Origin of the sequence: Pseudoxanthomonas sacheonensis, assembly GCF_031455975.1 — a bacterium.
Taxonomy (GTDB): domain Bacteria; phylum Pseudomonadota; class Gammaproteobacteria; order Xanthomonadales; family Xanthomonadaceae; genus Pseudoxanthomonas_A; species Pseudoxanthomonas_A sacheonensis_A.
The window spans coordinates 295316-315513 of sequence record NZ_JAVDTT010000004.1; the positions used below are offsets into that span (position 1 = coordinate 295316).

Here is a 20198-nt window from a genome sequence, read left to right on the forward strand (position 1 = left end):
AAGCCGCTCCCACGTGTCACGGCAGCTTGGGAATATCGTTGCTGAATTTCAGCTCGGCGCCGTTCTGCAGTTTCAGTTTCGCTGCTTCGCCCGCGTTCAGTTCCAGCACGTAGCGCGCTGGCGCATTGCTGGGATACGACGGACAGGCGTTGCCGGCGGTGCAGGGAGGCACGTCGCGCTGCTGCGCCACCAGCTTGCGCGCGTTGTCGAAGTACAGGATGTCCAACGGAATCTTGGTGTTCTTCATCCAATACGCCTGCGGTTCCTCGCGGTCGTGCAGGAAGATCATGCCGGTACCGGTGGCCAGTTCGTCGCGGAACATCAGCCCGCGGGCGCGTTCGGCGTCGTCGTCGGCTATCTCGACCCGGTAGCGCTGGCCGCCCAGTTCCACCCAGCTGCCGGCGCTGGCGCAGCCGCCGAGCAACGATAAAAGCATGAGGAGGCCGGCGCGAAGAAAGAGCATGGAGCGGTTCCCGATGAAGATGCCGCACCTTCCGGCAAGCGGCGGGTGGCGTCAAGAGGCCGCAGGCTTGCGCAGTTCCGCATCGTGCTGGCGTTATTCGCTGATCGGCTGGCGGCCCGACAGGTAGTGGGAGATGCGGGCGGCGACCTGCGCGTTGTCGCGGTAGTAGGCCGCGTTGTCGGCCAGATCTTGCCAGCGGCGCTGATCGCGCGCCAATCGCAACAGCTGCTGGGTCATGCGCATCAGCGTGTCCGGTTCCGGCATGGCGTTGTTGTCCACGCAGCATTCCAGTAGTTCCAGCAACAGTTCCAAGCGGTCCTGGCAAAGCTCGGCTTCCTGTCTGGCGCTGCTGGAAAGCCGGTCGAGCTGGGCATAGGGTAGCGGGGTGATGCCGACATCGGCCAGGCTCGGTTCGGGGCTGCCCTGCAACAGGTGGACCAGGCGCTCAAGGCTGGTATGCGGATCGGCGGAGAATGCGGCGCTCGGCGGCGATGCTTCTTCGGGGGTTTCTTGTTCCGGTTCACCCGGCAACGACAGGCTCATTGGCAATCTCTCCATGTCATGAAAAACGATGCCGACCGGCATCGCGACAAGGCGTTCCGGCAGGAAGGCGTCCGGTGTCCACTCCTTGCGGGACAGCCTTTGAAATCACTCTATGAACCACATAAGTTCATGTCAATGAACATTAATAGTGAATCAGGGGGTCATGCGCGCCAGTAACTTCCCGGGTCATGAGCGACGAGCGTTACGAATTTTCCCAACGGTTGGCGGCGGCGATGCGGACACTCGGCTATGAGCCGCGCCCGGCCGTGCTTTTCCGTCTGTTCAATGCCAAATACCGCGGCCGGTCGGTGAGTTTCCAAACCACGTCGCGGTGGTTGAACGGGCGCTCCATGCCGGAGCAGGACAAGCTGCAGGTACTGGCGGACGTGTTCGGCGTGCCGCCGCACGTCTTGCGTTTCGGCGGAGCGCAGAAGAACAAGGTGGCCGAGACCCAGGCGGTATGGCCGGCGGGCGCGGGCGTCCGCGAACGGCATGTGATCGAGGCGTTCCTGGCGCTTCCGCCCAAACGGCGCGAGCTGGTGGGCGAACTGGTGAAGGCCCTGTCCGCCGGTTGAGATAGATCGGCCCCCGCATCAAATACCGGCGGGGGCTAGGTGGCCGACGCTCTGGAGGGTCGGTGCGCGTCGGGGGCGTAGCCCCGACCTACAGCATCCGCGCTTACAGCAACCGCGGCGGTTCGCCGCCGATGATCACCACATCCGCCGGGCGGCGCGCGAACAGGCCCACCGAAACCACGCCCGGAATCTGCGACAGCTCGCGTTCCATCGCCACCGGGTCGGTGATCGACAGTCCGTGCACGTCGATGATCACGTTGCCGTTGTCGGTGACCACGCCATCGCGCCAGACCGGCTGTCCGCCGGTGAAGGCCAGGATCTGGCGCGCGGCCAGGCTGCGCGCCATCGGGATCACTTCCACCGGCAGCGGGAACTTGCCCAGCACCGGCACCAGCTTGGCCGGATCGATGATGCAGACGAACTTCTCGCTGGCCTCGGCGATGATCTTCTCGCGGGTCAGCGCCGCGCCGCCGCCCTTGATAAGGCGTTTGTGCGGATCGCATTCGTCGGCGCCGTCGACGTACAGGGCCAGGTCGCCGGTGTTGTTGAGTTCCATCACCTCGATGCCGTGCGCGCGCAGGCGTTCGGTGCTCTGGTCGGAGCTGGACACGGTGCCGGCGATGCGGTGCTTGATCCTGGCCAGCGCGTCGATGAAGAAGGCCACGGTGGAACCGGTGCCGACGCCGACGATCATGCCGTCTTCCACGTACTCGATGGCTTTTTCGGCGGCCAGGCGTTTTGCTTCGTTCTGCGACACGGGGTTGGTTCCGGGAGTTGAGTTATTCGAGGGACAACAGCAGCTTCCACTGCGCCGCGCTGACCGGCGATACCGACAGGCGCGAGCCGCGCTGGGTCAGCGCGAAGCCTTCGCCCAGCGCATCGGCGTGTTGCTTGATCTCTTCCAGCGGAATCGCGCGCTTGAGCTTGCGCTCGAAAGCGACATCGACCAGCGACCAGCGGGGTTCCTCGTGCGTGCTCTTGGCATCGAAGTAGTCCGACTTGGGATCGAACTGGGTAGGGTCGGGATACGCCACGCTCGCCACCTTGGCGATGCCGACGATGGCGGGTATCGCGCAGCTGGAGTGGTAGAACAGCACGCCGTCGCCGACCTGCATCTGGCGCATATGGTTGCGCGCCTGGTAGTTGCGCACGCCGTTCCAGGGTTCCACGCCCACCTTCTGCAGATCGTCGATGGAGAAGGCGTCCGGTTCGGACTTCATCAGCCAATAGCGTTTGCGGCTACTCACGGGGCTCGTACTCACGGGGCTCGTACTCATGGGGCTCGGACAGCAGGGTTTGGCTTTCGGTGCAGATCGCGTCGGGCACTACGTCCCACGCTTCGGAAGCGAGCGTGTCGACCCGTTGCGCATCGAAGCCCACGCCCACCAGCCAGGGCGGCGGCATCGAGGCATTGCGGAACGCGAAACTGCGATCGTACCAGCCGCCCCCCATGCCGAGACGGCGGCCGGCGCCATCGAACCCGACAAGGGGCATGACCACCATCGACATGGCTTCGGGGGCGAGCGCGGAATCGGCTTCCACCTCCGGTTCCGGAATGCCGAAACGATTGGTCACCAGCGCATCGCCCGGCCGCCATGGCGCGAAACGCAACTGGTTCTCGTGGTACAGCACCGGCAGGCAATAAATCAGTGCGCGCGGAAGGCGCAGCTGCCAGCTATGCAGTGCGATCTCGCCGTCCATCGCCCAGTAGCCGGCGACATAGCCGGATTCGGGCGCGAAAGCCAGGGAGAGCAGGCGATTGGCCAGCGCGTCGGCCGCAGCGATACGTTGCGGCGCGGGTATGGCGCGACGCTGCGAGCGCAATCCGCTGCGCAGGCTGGCGCGGTCCGGAATCATGGGGAGACCGGAATCATGGGAAGCCGCGCAGGAAATTTCATGTGCGGGATTCTAATCCAAGCGGGCTAAGCCAAGCAGGGCCGAACGGCCGAATGGCGTGGCGGAAAGGTCGGATAAGGGGAATTACGTCGCGTCGACGCGACGGGAAATTCAGGATCGAGCTCGATGAACAGGGCCGATGCATCGGGGCGCTGCTGCGAGCGCGGAAAAAATACATCCTCCGCCATGACGATGCTTGCGAAACGACCTTGAACCCGGGGTTCAAGTGGGAAGAGTTGGGGGCCATCGGGCTTTCCGCTGCGAGGCGGACATGCACTCCCGGCTTCCGTTCCCTTCCCGTGGTCGTATTTAAGGGACAAGGCGAATGTTTTGCACGCCGTCGTTCACGGCAGAGGATGCGGAGTCAGTATAGCGACGTCGACGGAAATGCAAAGTCCGTTCGTCGGTCTAAATTCATTGTGCAGTGTGTATCGCTGTGATTCCGAATGTTCCACGCAAACGGAATCCGGCGCCGCATGGTGTTTTCATTCCACCACGATACCGGCCAGTTTCTGCAGCGCTTCGGCGTATTTCGCGCGCGTACGTTCGATCACTTCGGCCGGCAGCGCCGGTCCGGGCGCGGTCTTGCCCCAGTCCAACGTCTCCAGGTAATCGCGCACGAACTGCTTGTCGTAACTCGGCGGGCTGGTGCCCACTTCGTATTCGTCCGCCGGCCAGTAGCGCGACGAATCGGGCGTCAGCATTTCGTCCATCACGTACAGGCGGCCGTCGGCATCGGTGCCGAACTCGAACTTGGTGTCGGCCAGCAGGATGCCGCGTTGCGCGGCGTAGTCGGCGGCGAAGGCGTAGATGCGTAAGGTCGCATCGCGCACGCGTTCGGCCAGCTCCGGCCCTACGGCCTTGACCATGGTGTCGAAGTCGATGTTCTCGTCGTGATCGCCCACTGCCGCTTTGGTCGAAGGCGTGAAGATCGGTTCCGGCAGTTTCTCCGCCTGGCGCAAACCGTCGGGAAGGGCGATGCCGCTGACCGCGCCGGTGCGCTGGTAGTCCTTCCAGCCGCTGCCGATCAGGTAGCCGCGCGCGATGGCTTCCACCGGCACCGGCTTCAGGCGCTTGGTCACCACGCTGCGTTTGGCGTACAACGCCGGATCCACGCCTTCGGGCAATACCGAAGCCACATCGATGCCGGTCAGGTGATTGGGCAACAGGTGCGCAGTCTTCTCGAACCAGAAATTGGAGATCTGGCAGAGCATCTCGCCCTTGCCGGGAATGGGGTCGGGCAAGACCACGTCGAACGCGCTCAGGCGGTCGGTGGCCACCATCAGCAGGAAATCTCCGGTTAAAGCCGCACCGGAGGGCGCATGGGCGGGCAGACGCTCGCGTGGCAGGTCGAAGACGTCCCGTACCTTGCCGCGATGGCGCAGCGTCAGGCCGGGCAGATCGGATTGAAGCAGGGTCGTGGGCATGGAGCCTGGGTCCGCCGGATGAAAGGGAGCAGGCCGCCTAGTTTACGGCGCGCGGACGCTGCCGTGCCGTAAAATGCAGGCAATAAGGGAACAGGGCCGCCGATGAACCGCTGGTACGGAAAATTATTGGGCCTGATCGCGGGCGCGCTGTTGTTCCGCCCGAATCCCGTTTTCGGTGCGTTGATAGGCCTGATCATCGGCCACGCCTTCGACCAGGACTGGTTCAAACTGAGCCGCGACAACCCATATCGCGTCTTCAATCTGACCAGCGAGGCCAGCGACGCGGAAATCGATCAGGCCTATCGCCGGCTGATTTCCCAGTACCACCCCGACAAGATGAGCGGGGCGGCCGACGACCTGCGCCGCCAGGCCGAGAAGAAGGCCGGCGAAATCAACGCCGCCTACGACCGCATCAGAAAACTGCGCAAGCGCTGATTTTCGACACCGGCCTCCACACCCCACAACAGCTGATCCACAACGGCTGATCCACAACGGAACTCCCTCCATGTCCGACTGCATCATCGCCCCTTCCATCCTTTCGGCCGATTTCGCCCGCCTGGGCGAGGAAGTGGACAACGTATTGAAGGCAGGCGCCGACTGGGTGCACTTCGACGTGATGGACAACCATTACGTGCCCAACCTGACCATCGGCCCGCTGGTCTGCAGCGCGCTGCGCAAGCATGGAGTGACCGCGCCGATCGACGTGCACCTGATGGTGAAGCCGGTGGACCGCATCGTTCCCGATTTCGCCGAAGCCGGCGCCACCCTGATCAGCTTCCACCCGGAAGCCAGCAACCACGTGCACCGCACCATCCAGCTGATCAAATCGCATGGCTGCAAGGCCGGACTGGTGCTGAATCCGGCCACGCCGGTCGATGCGCTGGACTGGGTGCTGGAAGACCTGGACATGGTGCTGCTGATGTCGGTGAACCCCGGCTTCGGCGGCCAGGCTTTCATTCCCTCGGCGCTGGACAAGCTGCGCGCAGTACGCAAGAAGATCGACGCGAGCGGGAAATCCATCCGTCTGGAAATCGACGGCGGGGTGAAGGCCGACAACATCGGCGAAATCGCGGCGGCCGGCGCGGATACCTTCGTGGCCGGCTCGGCGATCTTCAATGCGCCGGACTATGAGGATGTGATCGCCAGGATGCGTGCCGCGGTCGCTGCCGCGGGCAGGTAAAACCCTTCCCATTGAAAAGGGACGGAAGCCTGCGCCCCGTCCCCCGGAAAATTGGAGGCTTATCCTGCCTCCGCCAGTCGTCCCTGCTATGGACTCTGATGCTAGGCGCTGGATGTGACGCGATCGTTACACCGGAGGCTTCCGATAGGGAATCGGTTGTCCGGGAGCCGCTGACTAGCCTCATAAACGGATCCGACCCCGCAACACCGTTCGTGGTGAGCTTGTCGAACCACGCTTTTCGAGGGGAAAACAAGCCATCGCATCCTGAAATAGACCGCACAGAGCGTGGTTCGACAAGCTCACCACGAACGGGATCTTCGATAGGCTCACCACGAACAGATTATTTGTTCACTTCCCTCGAGTCGCCGGCTTCGGGAGGCGTGATCTGGGATTCGCATATCGCGAAAACTCGCGCCTTCGGTCCTGATTCCTGCCGCGCCCAGCCCTGCCAATAGGCGCTGCGGCCACGGCGCACGGCCATGCCGATAATCTTGCCCGCCTCGCCGACCAACACCAGCCGTGGACATGCGGACGTTTCCAGTTCAAACGCAACCGCATAGCCCGGTGAACCCAGACGATTGGCTACGGGCGCGAGTCGCAGATTCTCCACCACTACCGTCTGCGCGTCGGCGGGCAGGGATTCGCCCATGGCGCGGGTTTCGGGCCAGGCGAACATGGCCGTGCCCGATCGCCGCAATAGAGGCAGCGCAGTAGCAATTTCAGAGGGAACGTTCTCGCCCAGCTCCGCATTCGCGCCGATCACGCCCACCGCGGCGCCTACCGCGTTGAGTTCCGCCAGCGACTGGGTGCGATACGCCAGCATCGCCATCCACGCTTGGCTGGGCACCAGCAGCACGGCCGCCAGCAGGGCCCACGCCATGCAATAGCCAGGCTTCGAAGGTCGCCAGCGCAGCACGGTCGTCATCGCCAGGCCGCTCCAGAACAGACTGGACCAGGGCAGGTAACGCGGCGCGACCACCTGTTGCGGATACTGGACGAAATAGCCGGCGCGCGAGACGCAGACCAGCACGCCCACCGTCAGCGCGAACCACGCCATTCCCAACGCCACCCGCTCCATGCGCCCGGCGGCCGGCTGCCGCCACGTTGCGCGACTCGACAGCAGCAACCAGCCCATCCCGCCTATTGCCAGCAACGCGTTCGGCCATACCGCCGTCCGCACCTGTCCGAAAAGACCCTCGAATCCCCGTGCCAGAAGCAGGCAGGCGTCACGCGCCGGCGCGACTGGAATCTGCGCGGCGGCATTGCTGTCCAGCAGCGGCCAGGCCGCGTACACGAAAGGGGCCGACAACCAGCGCAATAGTTGTGGGACCAACTGGAGAGACGGACCTCCGCCAGCGTTGCCCAGTCCCGTATTGCCGAGCGAAAGATGCAGCGCCGCGGCCACGACCGCGCCTGCCGCGATCGCGCCGACGCTTGACCAAGGCGCGCGACGCAACAGCAGCACCATGACGTAGCCAGCGAAACAGGCGATGCCGCTGCCGAAGGAAAACGCGGCCATCGTTCCTAGCAACACCACGATCGCCAGCCGTTTCGGCGAAGCGTCGGCGGACCGGTCCGACAGCAGCCAGCAGCCCAGCGCCAGGCACAGCGTCACCAGGTAGACATGCACCGATTCGTTGCCATGGGCCAGCGACCTTTCATTGCCCAGCCAGAAAATACCGAGCATGGCGAAGAGCAAGGCCGCCGCTTTGGCCGCGGCGCCGACCGGTTCGCGACGGACGCCCCACGCCAGCACCGCTGCCGTGGCGCAGGCCAGCGCGGCGCCGACTGTGATCTGCAGCCACTGGTTGGCTTGCAGCCAATCCAGCTCCAGCACGCGCACCAGGTTGGGGAAGAGCTCGCGGTGCCCGTTGTCCGCTTCCAGCACGTTCCAGGGCCAGGGGGCGGTCAGGAAATGGGCGATGAATCGCCATGGATCGGCGTACAGCACCTTGGGCGATAGCGCGAACATGGCCGCCAGGCCGGCAACGGCGAAGGCGGCGGCGGCCAGCAAAAGCAGTGCGATCAGCCGTCGTTGGCCAGCGGGCATCGGGAAGGAGGCGGCATTCATGCCGTGGGCGATCTCAAGGTCCTGGCGGTCCGGCATCATAAAGGAGCGTCCGCAGAGCGGCCGGCGGATGCGCGCGCGGGCGCTTTCACGCTAAAGTAGCCCTGTGATTACGCAGACGCTCTCCCGCGCCGTTCCTTCCGCTCGCAGTTGGCGATGGTGGCCTGTTGCCATCGTCTGCCCGACCCCCGCGATCCGGAAGGAAACCCGTTTTGATCACGCACCCGCAATTCCTGCAACACGCTGAGCTAGGCCATACCCGCATCCCGGTGGTGCGCGAAGTGCTGTCCGATCTGGACACGCCGCTGTCGGTCTACCTGAAACTCGCCGATGCGCCGCACACCTACCTGCTGGAATCGGTGGAAGGCGGGGAACGTTTCGGCCGCTATTCCATCATCGGCCTGCCGGCCAGGCGCGTGGTCACTTTCCGCGCCCACACCATGGAAATCCGCGACAACGGGCAGGTGGTGGAGAGCCGCGAAGTCGCCGATCCGTTCGCCGAAGTCGAAGCCCTGCGCGCCGAGCATTCGGTGCCCAAGCTGGAAGGTCTGCCGGGATTCACCGGTGGGCTGGTGGGCTGGTTCGGCTTCGAGTGCATCGGCTACATCGAGCCGCGCCTCGCCGGCGACGACAAGCCCGATGAGCTGGATACGCCCGATATCCTGTTGATGCTGTCCGAAGAGCTTGCCGTCTTCGACAACCTCAAAGGCCGTCTGTACCTGATCGTGCACGCCGACCCGCGCGAAACCGATGCATGGGAGAACGCGCAATCGCGGCTGGATGCGCTGACCGCCAAGCTGCGCCAGCCCGGCTCGTATCCGGCGCCGATCACCAGCAACGTGCTGGACGAAAGCCATTTCGTTTCCGGCTTCACCCGCGAGGGCTTCATCGCCGCAGTGGAGCAATCCAAGGAATACATCCGCGCCGGCGATATCTTCCAGGTGGTGCTGTCGCAGCGTCTCAGCGTGCCGTTCCACGCGCGTCCGGTGGATGTGTACCGCGCGCTGCGCGCGCTCAATCCGTCGCCATACATGTATTTCCTGGACGTGGGCGATGTGCAGGTGGTCGGCTCCTCGCCAGAAATCCTGGTGCGTCTTGAACATAACGATAAAGGCGAGAGCGAAGTCACCGTGCGTCCCATCGCCGGCACGCGCCCGCGCGGCCACACGCATGCGGAAGACCTGGCGATGGAAGCGGAATTGCTGGCCGACCCCAAGGAGCGCGCCGAGCACCTGATGCTGATCGATCTGGGCCGCAACGATGCGGGCCGGGTGTCGGAAGCGGGCACGGTGCAGGTGGGCGAGCAATTCGTGATCGAACGCTACAGCCATGTGATGCACATCGTCAGCGAGGTCACCGGCAAGCTGTTGCCGGGCTTGAGCTATGCCGACGTGCTGCGGGCGACTTTCCCGGCCGGCACGGTCAGTGGAGCGCCCAAGATCCGGGCGCTGGAAGTGATCCGCGAGCTGGAACCGATCAAGCGCAACGTCTACGCCGGCAGCATCGGCTACATCGGCTGGCACGGCGATGCGGACACCGCCATCGCCATCCGCACCGCCGTCATCAAGGATGGGCGGCTGCATGTACAGGCGGGGGCGGGAATCGTCTACGACTCGGACCCGCAGAAAGAATGGGACGAGACGATGAACAAGGGCAGGGCGTTGTTCCGTGCGGTCGCGGAAGCGGCGAAGGGGCTGTGAATGCGTATGCATCAACCCCGGGAGTTGGTGTGGGACGTTGCACGAGGACGGTATGCAACGCACGCCGTTCTTTCCATGCCCTCAAACAGGAGATCACGATGAAAGCCAGGACGTTCCTTTTCCTTCTCGCCTCGATCGCAGTCGGCGACGCAGTTGCCCAGGTCAATGCGCTACCGCCAACGCGCCATATTCTGGTCTATGGAGATGCGCAGGCGCGCGCTATCCCAGACCGTTTCAAAATCACGCTGAACTTCGAATCGGTCAACCTGGATCCGGATGCCGCGCGCCGGAGCGTCGAAGCCAACGTGCAGAAAGTTCTGGAACAGCTTCGATCCGCAGGTGTTCCTGACAATGAGATCGTCGCTACGTCGTTGAGCATCGATAGCAAGGAGCGCTACGACGAAAAGACCGAGGAGGAGGTCTTTGTGGGCACAGAAGTCTCAAGGACGCTGACTGCTCGTTTCTCGAGCCAGAAGGAACTGGAAACATTCCTGGCAGGAATCAAGACATCTAGGGAGTTGACTATTTCCGACGTCAGCACCCAGCTGAGCGACGAACCCGCGTTGCGTGCCGCCCTCAGGGAGAAGACCATCGCCTCCTCGCGCGAGAAAGCAGACGTCATCGCCAAAGCGTATGGTGCGCGGATCAGTGGCATATACAGCGTCTCGGATGTCGCGCCGCAGTTCGATTACGGGATTCGCGCCGGGACATGGCCGCAGACATTCGACTGGATCGATACCTTCGGTGAAAGAGGCAGGACGCTCGACCGCATCCAGGTCGCCGGTGCCCGTGAGGCGGCCCCAAACGCTGCCACTTCCCTGCAAACCGGCTACGTAACGTTCCAGGACAAGATCTACACCGTATTCCTGCTTGCGGATTAACCCATGCTCCTGATGCTCGACAACTACGACAGCTTCACCTACAACCTCGTGCAATACCTGCAATCGCTGGGCGCCGAGGTGAAGGTGGTGCGCAACGATGCGCTGACGGTGGACGAGATCGAAAAGCTCGCCCCCGAACGCATCGTCATTTCGCCCGGTCCGTGCACGCCCAACGAAGCGGGCGTGTCGCTGGAGCTGATCGAGCGCCTCGGCCAGCGTACGCCGATCCTTGGCGTGTGCCTGGGTCACCAGAGCATCGGCCAGGCCTATGGCGGCGACGTCATCCGCGCCAAGACCATCATGCACGGCAAGACTTCGCGTATCCGCCACCAAGGCAAGGGCGTGTTCGCTCATTTGCCCGACGCCTACGAGGCCACGCGTTATCACTCGTTGGTGGTGGATCGCGGCACCTTACCCGATAGTTTGGAGATCACCGCCTGGACCGAGCTGGAGGACGGCTCCTTCGAGGAAATCATGGGTTTGCGCCACAAGCAGTTCCCGGTGCAGGGCGTGCAGTTCCACCCCGAGTCGATCCTGACCGAACACGGGCATGCGCTGCTGAAGAACTTCCTTGAGCAATAATCCCCACACTGTCATCCCGAGCGCAGCGAGGGATCTGCTTTTGCTGCTTATGCGAAGAACGACGAAGCAGATCCCTCGCTGCGCTCGGGATGACAAGATTCGTTGATATCGGTTTTCTGACGGAATCCTCTATGCCCATCACCCCACAAGAAGCCCTGCAACGCACCATCGAGCATCGCGAGATCTTCCACGACGAAATGGTCGATCTGATGCGCCAGGTCATGCGCGGCGAAGTCTCGCCGACCATGACCGGCGCTATCCTGTCCGGCTTGCGGGTGAAGAAGGAAACCATCGGCGAGATCGCCGGCGCCGCCACGGTCATGCGCGAGTTCTCCCGCACCGTGGACGTGGCCGACAAGACCCACCTGGTCGACATCGTCGGTACCGGCGGCGACGGCTCGCATACCTTCAACATCTCCACCGCCTCCATGTTCGTGGCCGCCGCCGCTGGCGCGCGCATCGCCAAGCACGGCAACCGCAGTGTGTCTTCCAAATCCGGCAGCGCCGACGTGCTGGAAGCGCTGGGCGCGAGCATCGAATTGCAGCCTGAGCAGGTGGCCCAATCCATCGCCGACACCGGCATCGGCTTCATGTTCGCTCCCGTGCACCACCCGGCGATGAAAGTGGTCGCACCGGTGCGGCGCGAGATGGGCGTGCGCACCATCTTCAACATCCTGGGCCCGCTGACCAATCCGGCCGGCGCGCCGAACATCCTGATGGGCGTGTTCCATCCCGATCTGGTCGGCATCCAGGCGCGCGTGCTGCAGGAACTCGGTGCCGAGCGCGCACTGGTGGTGTGGGGCCGCGATGGGATGGACGAACTCTCGCTGGGCGCGGCCACCCTGGTCGGCGAGCTGCGCGATGGCGTGGTCACCGAGTACGAACTGCATCCGGAGGATTTCGGCATCGCCATGTCGGCCAGCCGCAATCTGCGCGTCTCCGATGCCGCCGAATCCAAGGCGATGCTGCTCGGCGTGCTGGACAACCGGCCAGGCCCAGCGCGCGAGATCGTCGTGTTGAACGCAGGCGCCGCGCTATATGTCGCCGGTGTCGCCGATTCCATCGAGGCGGGCATCGAGATGTCGCGTGAAGCCATCACTACCGGCGCGGCGTTGGCCAAGCTCGAGGAATTCGTGGCAGCGACCAGGAGGCTGGCTCAGTGAACAAAGCGCAGGCGCAGTTTTTCAGATCGTCATTCCCGCGAAGGCGGGAACCCAGCGACTTTCGCTCTTCGCGATCAATCTCAAAGGCAGGAGCAGAGTCGCTGGGTTCCCGCCTTCGCGGGAATGACGACTGGGGGTATACGCATGAATGACGGGTTCGCAAAATTACCAAAACCGCCTTACTACGCCGTAATCTTCTCTTCTCAGCGCAACGAACACGACGAAGCTGGCTACGGAAGCACCGCGCAGCGCATGGTCGAGCTCGCGCAAGAGCAGCCCGGGTTCCTTGGCGTGGAGTCCACACGCGGCGCCGATGGCTTCGGCATCACCGTGGCTTATTGGGAAAGCGAGGAATCCATTCTGGCCTGGCGCCGGCATGCCGAGCACACCGCCGCGCGCGAACGTGGACGCAGCGACTGGTACCAGCATTTCGAGTTGCGTGTGGCGAAAGTCGAACGGGCATATGGGTGGGATAAGAAATAGACAGCAGTTCTTTTCTTGCGATGAGACAATCCATGATCCGTTCGTGGTGAGCCTGTCGAACCACGCTCTTTGCACTGACCCCGACATACCTGCAACGCGCTTTCACAGCTAAAAGCGTGGTTCGACAAGCTCACCACGAGCGGGATCTCCGACAACCTCACCACGAACGGGTTTATAGGGCGAGTCGCCTGAATGACCTAGAATTCCGCACAACAGGGCTGCAAAGCCACCCCACAAGGCCGCAATGAGCGACATCCTCAACACCATCCTCGCCCGCAAGGCCGAGGAAATCGCCGAACGCAGCGCCCGTGCGCCGTTGGCCGAAGTGATAGCGCGCGCCAACGACGCCTCGCCCGTGCGCGGCTTCGCCGATGCCTTGCACGAACGCATCGGCACCGGCGACGCGGCGGTGATCGCCGAAATCAAGAAGGCCAGCCCGTCCAAGGGCGTGATCCGGCAGGATTTCCGCCCCGCCGAGATCGCCATGAGCTACGAATTCGGCGGCGCGGCCTGCCTGTCGGTGCTGACCGACGTGGATTTCTTCCAGGGCGCCGACGCCTACCTGCAGCAGGCGCGCGATGCCTGCACCTTACCGGTGCTGCGCAAGGATTTCACCATCGATCCCTACCAGGTGTACGAAGCGCGCGCGCTGGGCGCCGACTGCATCCTGTTGATCGTCGCCGCGTTGGACGACGGCCAACTGGTCGACCTTTCCGGACTGGCCATGCAGCTGGAGATGGACGTGCTGGTGGAAGTGCACGATATCGACGAGTTGGAACGCGCGTTGCAGGTGCCGGTGCCGCTGATCGGCATCAACAACCGCAACCTGCGCACCTTCGAAGTGTCGCTGGAGAACACCCTGGCGATGAAGGATGCGGTGCCGAAGGACCGCCTGCTGGTCACCGAAAGCGGCATCGTGGTGGCCGACGATATCGCCAGGATGCGGGCGGCGGGCGTGCATGCGTTCCTAGTCGGCGAAACCTTCATGCGTGCGGATGAGCCGGGCGAGGCGTTGCGTCAGTTATTCTTTCCGTATGAGTGAGATCGATTCTCCCGCACAACTTTTCCCCGCGCCGCGAGCCGATGCGCCGGTGGTGGTTTTCGATTTCGACCACACCCTGTACGACGGCGATTCCTTCGGCCATGTGCTGGGCTGGCTGCTGAAGCGAAATCCCTTGCGAACGCTGGTGGCCTTGGCCGCCACACCGTTGCTGGGGCCGATGGTCGCTTTCCTGCCGACCCGCCGTCGCGGCATTTCCGGCTATGTGTGGATCGGCACCTTCGGCCTGCATGGACGCCGCAGCTTCGACGCCATGCTCGATCTGTACGTGGCCACGCATCAGGACGAGATCCGTCGGCGCCTGTTGCCGGTGGCGCTGGAAGTCCTGCGCGGCCATCGCGCTGCCGGCGACCGTGTGGTCATCGCCACCGGCGCGCCGCCGGAGCTGGCGCGCGCGATCCTGGCCTTCGTCGCCCATCAGGACGTGCCGGTGATCGGCACCGCGGTCGGTCCTCGCTTTGGGGCGATGGGCGCACGGCGCCATTGCCACAATGAAGAGAAGGTGCGGATGCTGCGGGAACGCGGTTATGGCGAGATCGCTGCGGCGTATTCCGACAGCAGCGCCGATTTGCCGCTGTTGCTGGCGGCGCGCGCGCCGGTGGTGGTGAATCCCAAGGCCAAGCGGGTGGAGATGTTCCGCCGGCTGCTGCCGCCGGGCACGCCGATCCTCAACTGGGGATGCGCGGGCCGGGCGGGCCAGCCGGTTACCTAGGCGGCTTTAAAGCGGCCGCGCCGGGGCGTCGAGATCTTCGAGCCATTCGGCGAAGCTGTGCTTGGTGTAGTCCGTGTATTCGCCGGCGTCGTAGAAACGACCGAAGCAGCTCTGACAGCTCTCGAACCAGATGTGCGGCTGCTTCGAATCGACCATGCGGATAAGGTCCTGTTCGCCGACGCAGGCCGGGCAGTGAATGCGGTCGATTCGGTTGTATTCCCGGCCTTGTTCGACGCTGCCGGTGTCGATTTGCTGGACGAAAGGCACCAACTGCTCGTGCGCCAGCATCTCGAACCACATCCCATTGCAATGCGTGCAGCGGAGCGCCTGGGCCGGCAGATTGGGCAGTTCGGTCATTTCGTTCGAGCACTTGGGGCATTGCATGCGGCGGCCTCGGAATCGGTGGTTGAGCCAAAGAGTAGCGCGGGCGCGGGGCATTCGGCGGACAAAGAGAAGGCGGGCAGTGCCCGCCTTCCCGGTCTCCCCAATGCGGTGGAATCAGCGGGTGCCGTACAGAACCACGGTCTTGCCGCGAGCATGCAGCACGCCGTCGGCCTGCTGCTTCTTCAGCACACGGCCGGCCATCTCGCGCGAGCAGCCGACCAGGCGGGCCAGCTCCTGGCGGGAGACGCGCAGCTGGGTGCCTTGCGGATGGCTCATGGCTTCGGGCTCGCGGGCCAGGTCATGCAGGGTGCGGACGATGCGGTCGGTGACGTCGAGGAAAGCCAGGCGGCTGGCCTTGCGGCTGGTGTCCAGCAGCCGGCGCGAGAGCTGGCTGCCGATGGAGTAGAGCAGGCGCGGCGCGTCGGCGACCAGGGTGCCGGAAAACAGCTGGTGCAGGCGCTCGTAGCTGATTTCGGCTAGTTCGCACTGGGTGCGGGTACGCAGGATCACTTCGCGGCGGTCGGATTCGATGAACAGGCCCATCTCGCCGACGAATTCGCCGGCGCCGAAATAGCCCAGCACCAGCTCGCGGTCGTCTTCTTCCTCGGTGATGATGCTGACCGAGCCGCTGACCACGTAATACAAGGTGCCGGCAGGGTCGCCCGGGCGGAATACGTCCGCCCGTGCCGGGTAGCGGCGGCGATGGCAGTGGGCCAGGAAGCGTTCAATGGTGGCGGCATCGGGCGTCAGGGGGCTGGCCGCGATACGCGCAGGGTTGGAAATCGGTGTACCTAGGCTCATTCGGGGGAATTCAAATGTGAGTTCAGCAAGCTTAGTCTGAATATGTGCGCAACGGCAAACCCCGGTCAGGCCGACATTTCGCTGTCACCCGGTTTGCCTCATAATCGCGCCCCTCGCCGCTTCCCCCAGAGGGATCACCGCTGTGGTCAAACCACTCCCGCGTCTCAGGCTCCAGGGTTTCAACAACCTTACCAAGGCGCTGAGTTTCAATATTTATGACGTCTGCTACGCGGTCTCGGAAGAGGAGCGCCAGCGTTATATCGCCTATATCGACGAGGAATACAACGCCGATCGCCTGACCCAGATCCTGACCGATGTGGCCGAAATCATCGGCGCCAACATCCTCAACGTGGCCCGCCAGGACTACGATCCTCAGGGTGCGTCGGTGACCATCCTGATCTCCGAGGAACCGGTGATCGACAAGAAGCTGGCCGGCAAGGAGATCATTTCCGATGCCGTGGTCGCGCACTTGGACAAGAGCCACATCACCGTCCATACCTACCCGGAAACGCACCCCCAGCACGGCATCGCCACCTTCCGCGCCGATATCGACGTGGCCACCTGCGGCGTGATCTCGCCGCTGAAGGCGTTGAATTACCTGATCGAGAGCTTCGAGTCCGACATCGTGGTGGCCGACTACCGCGTGCGCGGCTTCACCCGCGACGTGAAGGGCAAGAAGCACTACATCGACCACAAGATCAATTCGATCCAGGACTTCCTGGCCAAGAACATCAAGTCGCGCTACGAGATGTTCGACGTCAACGTCTATCAGGAAAACATCTTCCACACCAAGATGCATCTGAAGGACTTCGACCTGGATCAGTACCTGTTCGAGGAGAAGGCCAAGAACCTCTCGTTCAAGGAACGCATGAAGATCGAAGCGCTGCTGAAGCGCGAGATCGAGGAGCTGTTCCACGGGCGCAACTTGGTCGAATAAGCCCCGGGTTACACGGGATTCGGGAATTCCCCGCTATCCTGAGTGGCATCAGACAAAGGCGGGACGGCCCGCGCGCAGGAATCCATTCCCTGCGTTACCAAGACCGACGGCGGTCCGTGGCGGAAGCCCCGGGCCGTTTTTCGTTTCATGCATCCGTTCGAGGAGAACAACATGCCCTGGATCTATCTGCTGCTTGCCGGCGTTTTCGAGATCGGCTTCGCCATCGGCTTGAAGTACACCGAAGGCTTCACCCGCCTGTGGCCCAGCGTCGGCACCGTGGTATCCGCAGCGATCAGCCTGTGGCTGCTGACCCAGGCGCTGCGTGCGATTCCGGTCGGCACGGCCTATGCGATCTGGACCGGTATCGGCGCAGTGGGCGTTGCGGTTCTGGGCATCGCCCTGTTTTCGGAAAGCGCTTCGCCGGCGCGGCTGGCATGCATCGCCGTGATCGTGGCCGGCGTGATCGGCCTGAAGCTGACTTCGGCAGCCTAAAAACGCGGGCGTAGGGGCGACGTCAGTCGCGAACACATTCGACAGGATCCGGGCGCTTCACGCGAATGGGGATGTCCATGGACTGGAGAATCCGTGGATTGCATTCGCGACTGACGTCGCTCCTACGCGCTCCTACGACTCAGCTCAGAGGCGGTAAGCCACGGCTTTCATGAAGTTGGAGGCAGCGGTCATCAACGCCGGGATAGGCTGCGGCAGAACCCGCGCGCCCGCTTGTTCGGCGTGATCGGCATGGCGGGCCTCGTCGGCCTTCATCACTTTGATGATCTCTCTGCTGCGCAGGTCCGCTTCCGGCAAGCTCTCCAGATGCTCGTCCAGGTGGGCCTCGACCTGGTGTTCGGTTTCCACCACGAAACCCAGATTCCAGCCATCGCCGCGCAGGCCTGCCAGTACGCCCAATGAGTAGCTGCCGGCGTACCAGAAGGGGTTGAACAGGCTGGGGCGGCTGTCCAGTTCCTCCAGCCGGTCCGCGCACCAGGCCAGGTGGTCGGTCTCTTCCTGCGCGGCTTCCAGCAGGTGTTCCCGGGTCTGCGGGTCGCGGGCGACCGCGGCCTGGCCGAAATAAAGGCCTTGGGCGCAGACCTCGCCGACGTGGTTGATGCGCATCAGGCCGGCGGCATGACGGCGTTCGCTGGCGTCAAGCTCCACATCGGCCGTGTCGGCGGCCGGGTTGGGGCGGCGTGCGACGGGCCTGCCGGCCAAGGTTCCGAGGGCGTTCTGGGCATCGACCAGCAGCAGGTCCAGGGGGGAAAGGGCTCGGGAAGTCATATGCCCCATTGTGCCGGGCTTGCCCCTGGGGCGGTAGGTCGGCCCCGTATCAAGTACGGGGCAGGCTCTACGTGGCCCCGACGCGCCGGGCGTTCGGGGTGCGGGACGTGCAAGCGTCGGGGACGTAGCCCCGACCTACGAGGTTGCAATGCAGCACGGCGGTACGTACAATCCCGCCTCTTTCGTTCCACCCTTACAACGCGTGGCAAAGTTCCGCAGGGGGATTTCCCTCCGCGCAATCCGCCCGACCAAACAACATCGAGCTCCTTCATGAATACGTTTAGCGCCAAGTCCGAGACCGTCCAGCGTGACTGGTACGTCGTCGACGCAGCAGGCAAGACTCTGGGTCGCCTGTCTACCGAGCTGGCCCGCCGCCTCCGCGGCAAGCACAAGCCCGTCTACACCCCGCACGTCGATACCGGCGATTACCTGGTGGTGATCAACGCCGAGAAGATCCACGTGACCGGCAACAAGCTGGCCGACAAGAAGTATCACCGCTTCACCGGCTACATCGGCAACCTGAAGACCGAAACCCTGGCGCAGGCGCTGGAGCGTCACCCCGAGCGCGTGATCGAGATCGCCGTCAAGGGCATGCTGCCGAAGAACACCCTGGGCCGCGAGATGTACCGCAAGCTCAAGGTCTACGCAGGCCCCAATCACCCGCACGCCGCCCAGCAGCCGCAAGTCCTGGATATCTGATCATGGCAATTACCCAGAATTACGGCACTGGCCGTCGCAAGTCCTCCACCGCCCGCGTGTTCCTGCGCAAGGGCACCGGCAACATCACCGTCAACGACCGTCCGCTGGACGAGTTCTTCGGCCGTGAAACCGCTCGCATGATCGTGCGCCAGCCGCTGGAGCTGACCAAGAACACCGAAAGCTTCGACATCAAGGTCACCGCCGCTGGCGGCGGCACCACCGGCCAGGCCGGCGCCATCCGTCTGGGCATCGCCCGCGCGCTGGTGGAGTACGATGAGACCCTGAAGACGGAGCTGCGCAAGGCCGGTTTCATGACCCGCGACGCCCGCGAAGTCGAGCGCAAGAAGGTCGGTCTGCACAAGGCACGCCGCGCCACCCAGTTCTCGAAGCGCTAATCGCAAAAGTAATATTGCCCCGTCGCCAAGCGGTAAGGCACCTGACTCTGACTCAGGCATTCGGTGGTTCGAATCCATCCGGGGCAGCCACATCAAAGTCGCAAGCAATCGCTGGAGCAGACACTACGCCCCAGCAGCAAAAGCCCGCCCCGTGCGGGTTTTTGCGTTTTTAGCCAAAGTCCGACCGGCCAGTGATCCGCACGGAGTGAATTGAAAGATGGTCGCCACCTTCCTTCCCCCTTTCGTCGAACCCGACGCGCTGCTGCCACAGCTGCGCGACCGCGGCTATGCGGTGCTGGCGCCGGCGAGCGTGGGTGCGCTCTGCGGCTTCGACGTCGGCGTGCTGGATGAACTGAAGCCGAGCTGGGATGACCTGCAGCCGGACCGCTATCTCAAGGATGGCGGCAGCTATCGCAAACGCCGTCATTCCTGTTTCGTGTCCGAGCATGGGCGCCTTACCCAGGCGCCGCATCGTGCGCACTGGCAGTCCGAGGAATACAACGCGCTGCATGGCGGCATGCGCCGCTGGTTCGAGCCGATGCGGTCCGACACGGTCGCGCACCCGGCCTGGATCAAGTTGCTGCAGGGTCTGGCCGAAGTCTGCACCGCATTGAAGGGCGGGCAACCCTGGTTCGTGGAGGCGCATCAGTTCCGCATCGATACCGCCGACGGCATCGGCCGTCCCACCCCGGAAGGCGCGCATCGCGATGGCGTGGATTTCGTGGCCGTGCTGCTGGTGGGGCGTCATGAAATCAGTGGGGGCGAAACCCGCGTTTTCGCCGCCACCGGCCCCGACGGCCAGCGCTTCACCCTGACCGAGCCCTGGACGCTGATGTTGCTCGACGACGCGCGCGTGATCCATGAATCCACGCCGATCCAGCCGTTGGGCGACTATGGTTACCGCGATACCCTGGTCCTGACCTATCGCGCCGGCAATTTCCAGGGCGACGAGTAACTCTCTGAGAGCCGAG

25 protein-coding genes, 1 tRNA gene and 1 other RNA gene are annotated in these 20198 nt (G+C 63.7%); 16 read left to right on the forward strand and 11 right to left on the reverse strand.

What is annotated here, in order from left to right:
• Nucleotides 1-16: 16 nt before the first annotated feature.
• Nucleotides 17-463 carry a DUF192 domain-containing protein gene (locus J2W94_RS15860; protein WP_310095534.1) on the reverse strand — a complete coding sequence of 149 codons (447 nt, stop codon included), beginning with the start codon at nt 461-463 and terminating at the stop codon, nt 17-19.
• A 93-nt stretch (nt 464-556) separates the two neighbouring features.
• Complete coding sequence (locus tag J2W94_RS15865; RefSeq protein WP_310095537.1) at nt 557-1006, reverse strand: hypothetical protein; 450 nt, start codon at nt 1004-1006, stop codon at nt 557-559.
• 188 nt (nt 1007-1194) lie between these two features.
• Here J2W94_RS15865 and J2W94_RS15870 point away from each other — a divergent pair, with 188 nt between their 5' ends.
• Entirely contained in the window at nt 1195-1581 is a 387-nt protein-coding gene (locus J2W94_RS15870; RefSeq protein ID WP_310095539.1) for a helix-turn-helix domain-containing protein, read from the forward strand.
• 103 nt (nt 1582-1684) lie between these two features.
• Here the strand turns inward: J2W94_RS15870 and rpiA are convergent, their stop codons facing one another.
• The 5 genes from rpiA to J2W94_RS15895 all read right to left on the reverse strand — a co-directional run bounded on the left by rpiA (nt 1685) and on the right by J2W94_RS15895 (nt 4904).
• Nucleotides 1685-2338 carry a ribose-5-phosphate isomerase RpiA gene (gene rpiA / locus J2W94_RS15875; protein WP_310095541.1) on the reverse strand — a complete coding sequence of 218 codons (654 nt, stop codon included), beginning with the start codon at nt 2336-2338 and terminating at the stop codon, nt 1685-1687.
• A gap of 22 nt (nt 2339-2360) precedes the next feature.
• Nucleotides 2361-2828, reverse strand: coding sequence for an EVE domain-containing protein (locus J2W94_RS15880; protein WP_310095543.1), 468 nt, complete (start codon nt 2826-2828; stop codon nt 2361-2363).
• On the reverse strand, nt 2821-3438 hold the full coding sequence (locus tag J2W94_RS15885; RefSeq protein WP_310095545.1) for a 5-formyltetrahydrofolate cyclo-ligase: 618 nt from the start codon (nt 3436-3438) through the stop codon (nt 2821-2823). The genes J2W94_RS15880 and J2W94_RS15885 overlap by 8 nt, the downstream gene beginning before the upstream one ends.
• A 213-nt stretch (nt 3439-3651) precedes the next feature.
• A non-coding RNA gene (gene ssrS, locus J2W94_RS15890) (6S RNA) lies at nt 3652-3836 on the reverse strand.
• A 126-nt stretch (nt 3837-3962) separates the two neighbouring features.
• Nucleotides 3963-4904 carry a phosphoribosylaminoimidazolesuccinocarboxamide synthase gene (locus tag J2W94_RS15895; RefSeq protein ID WP_310095547.1) on the reverse strand — a complete coding sequence of 314 codons (942 nt, stop codon included), beginning with the start codon at nt 4902-4904 and terminating at the stop codon, nt 3963-3965.
• A 102-nt stretch (nt 4905-5006) separates the two neighbouring features.
• On the opposite strand from J2W94_RS15895, the gene J2W94_RS15900 reads away from it, so the two are divergent.
• Together J2W94_RS15900 and rpe are read left to right on the forward strand one after the other, a co-directional pair.
• Complete coding sequence (locus J2W94_RS15900) at nt 5007-5339, forward strand: J domain-containing protein (protein ID WP_310095549.1); 333 nt, start codon at nt 5007-5009, stop codon at nt 5337-5339.
• Nucleotides 5340-5409: 70 nt separating this feature from the next.
• Nucleotides 5410-6084 carry a ribulose-phosphate 3-epimerase gene (rpe, locus tag J2W94_RS15905; RefSeq protein WP_310095551.1) on the forward strand — a complete coding sequence of 225 codons (675 nt, stop codon included), beginning with the start codon at nt 5410-5412 and terminating at the stop codon, nt 6082-6084.
• Nucleotides 6085-6424: 340 nt separating this feature from the next.
• On the opposite strand, the gene J2W94_RS15910 is transcribed toward rpe, so the two are convergent.
• The gene (locus J2W94_RS15910) at nt 6425-8194 is read right to left on the reverse strand and encodes a hypothetical protein (protein ID WP_310095553.1); all 1770 of its coding nucleotides are present in this window, start codon (nt 8192-8194) and stop codon (nt 6425-6427) included.
• 170 nt (nt 8195-8364) lie between these two features.
• Between J2W94_RS15910 and trpE the strand changes: the two genes are divergently transcribed.
• The 7 genes from trpE (at nt 8365) to J2W94_RS15945 (ending at nt 14733) form a co-directional block, all read left to right on the forward strand.
• Nucleotides 8365-9852, forward strand: coding sequence for an anthranilate synthase component I (gene trpE / locus J2W94_RS15915; protein ID WP_310095555.1), 1488 nt, complete (start codon nt 8365-8367; stop codon nt 9850-9852).
• A 98-nt stretch (nt 9853-9950) separates the two neighbouring features.
• On the forward strand, nt 9951-10733 hold the full coding sequence (locus J2W94_RS15920; protein ID WP_310095558.1) for an SIMPL domain-containing protein: 783 nt from the start codon (nt 9951-9953) through the stop codon (nt 10731-10733).
• A gap of 3 nt (nt 10734-10736) precedes the next feature.
• Nucleotides 10737-11315 carry an anthranilate synthase component II gene (locus J2W94_RS15925; protein ID WP_310095560.1) on the forward strand — a complete coding sequence of 193 codons (579 nt, stop codon included), beginning with the start codon at nt 10737-10739 and terminating at the stop codon, nt 11313-11315.
• 131 nt (nt 11316-11446) lie between these two features.
• Nucleotides 11447-12478, forward strand: a complete 1032-nt coding sequence (trpD, locus tag J2W94_RS15930; protein ID WP_310095562.1) for an anthranilate phosphoribosyltransferase — start codon at nt 11447-11449, stop codon at nt 12476-12478.
• Nucleotides 12479-12622: 144 nt separating this feature from the next.
• Nucleotides 12623-12961, forward strand: coding sequence for an antibiotic biosynthesis monooxygenase family protein (locus tag J2W94_RS15935; RefSeq protein ID WP_310095564.1), 339 nt, complete (start codon nt 12623-12625; stop codon nt 12959-12961).
• 244 nt (nt 12962-13205) lie between these two features.
• Nucleotides 13206-14003: an indole-3-glycerol phosphate synthase TrpC gene (gene trpC, locus J2W94_RS15940; protein WP_310095566.1), complete on the forward strand. Its 798-nt coding sequence runs from the start codon at nt 13206-13208 to the stop codon at nt 14001-14003.
• Nucleotides 13996-14733 (forward strand): haloacid dehalogenase-like hydrolase, encoded by a 738-nt coding sequence (locus J2W94_RS15945; protein WP_310095569.1) that lies wholly within the window; start codon nt 13996-13998, stop codon nt 14731-14733. The genes trpC and J2W94_RS15945 overlap by 8 nt, the downstream gene beginning before the upstream one ends.
• Nucleotides 14734-14739: 6 nt before the next feature.
• Here the strand turns inward: J2W94_RS15945 and J2W94_RS15950 are convergent, their stop codons facing one another.
• Complete coding sequence (locus J2W94_RS15950) at nt 14740-15171, reverse strand: zf-TFIIB domain-containing protein (protein ID WP_310095571.1); 432 nt, start codon at nt 15169-15171, stop codon at nt 14740-14742.
• A gap of 60 nt (nt 15172-15231) precedes the next feature.
• Nucleotides 15232-15918, reverse strand: a complete 687-nt coding sequence (gene crp / locus J2W94_RS15955; RefSeq protein ID WP_310095573.1) for a cAMP-activated global transcriptional regulator CRP — start codon at nt 15916-15918, stop codon at nt 15232-15234.
• Between the two features lie 142 nt (nt 15919-16060).
• On the opposite strand from crp, the gene speD reads away from it, so the two are divergent.
• Both speD and sugE read left to right on the forward strand, forming a co-directional pair.
• On the forward strand, nt 16061-16855 hold the full coding sequence (gene speD, locus J2W94_RS15960; protein WP_093286533.1) for an adenosylmethionine decarboxylase: 795 nt from the start codon (nt 16061-16063) through the stop codon (nt 16853-16855).
• Between the two features lie 171 nt (nt 16856-17026).
• Nucleotides 17027-17347, forward strand: coding sequence for a quaternary ammonium compound efflux SMR transporter SugE (gene sugE, locus J2W94_RS15965; RefSeq protein ID WP_310095577.1), 321 nt, complete (start codon nt 17027-17029; stop codon nt 17345-17347).
• Nucleotides 17348-17491: 144 nt separating this feature from the next.
• On the opposite strand, the gene coq7 is transcribed toward sugE, so the two are convergent.
• Nucleotides 17492-18133: a 2-polyprenyl-3-methyl-6-methoxy-1,4-benzoquinone monooxygenase gene (gene coq7 / locus J2W94_RS15970; protein ID WP_310095579.1), complete on the reverse strand. Its 642-nt coding sequence runs from the start codon at nt 18131-18133 to the stop codon at nt 17492-17494.
• Between the two features lie 270 nt (nt 18134-18403).
• Between coq7 and rplM the strand changes: the two genes are divergently transcribed.
• From rplM to J2W94_RS15990, 4 genes are all read left to right on the forward strand, one after another.
• On the forward strand, nt 18404-18832 hold the full coding sequence (gene rplM / locus J2W94_RS15975) for a 50S ribosomal protein L13 (RefSeq protein WP_310095581.1): 429 nt from the start codon (nt 18404-18406) through the stop codon (nt 18830-18832).
• A gap of 2 nt (nt 18833-18834) precedes the next feature.
• Nucleotides 18835-19227, forward strand: coding sequence for a 30S ribosomal protein S9 (rpsI, locus tag J2W94_RS15980; protein ID WP_310095583.1), 393 nt, complete (start codon nt 18835-18837; stop codon nt 19225-19227).
• 15 nt (nt 19228-19242) lie between these two features.
• Nucleotides 19243-19317 (forward strand) — tRNA-Gln (locus J2W94_RS15985).
• A gap of 127 nt (nt 19318-19444) precedes the next feature.
• Nucleotides 19445-20182, forward strand: coding sequence for a 2OG-Fe dioxygenase family protein (locus J2W94_RS15990; protein WP_310095585.1), 738 nt, complete (start codon nt 19445-19447; stop codon nt 20180-20182).
• Nucleotides 20183-20198 lie beyond the last annotated feature (16 nt).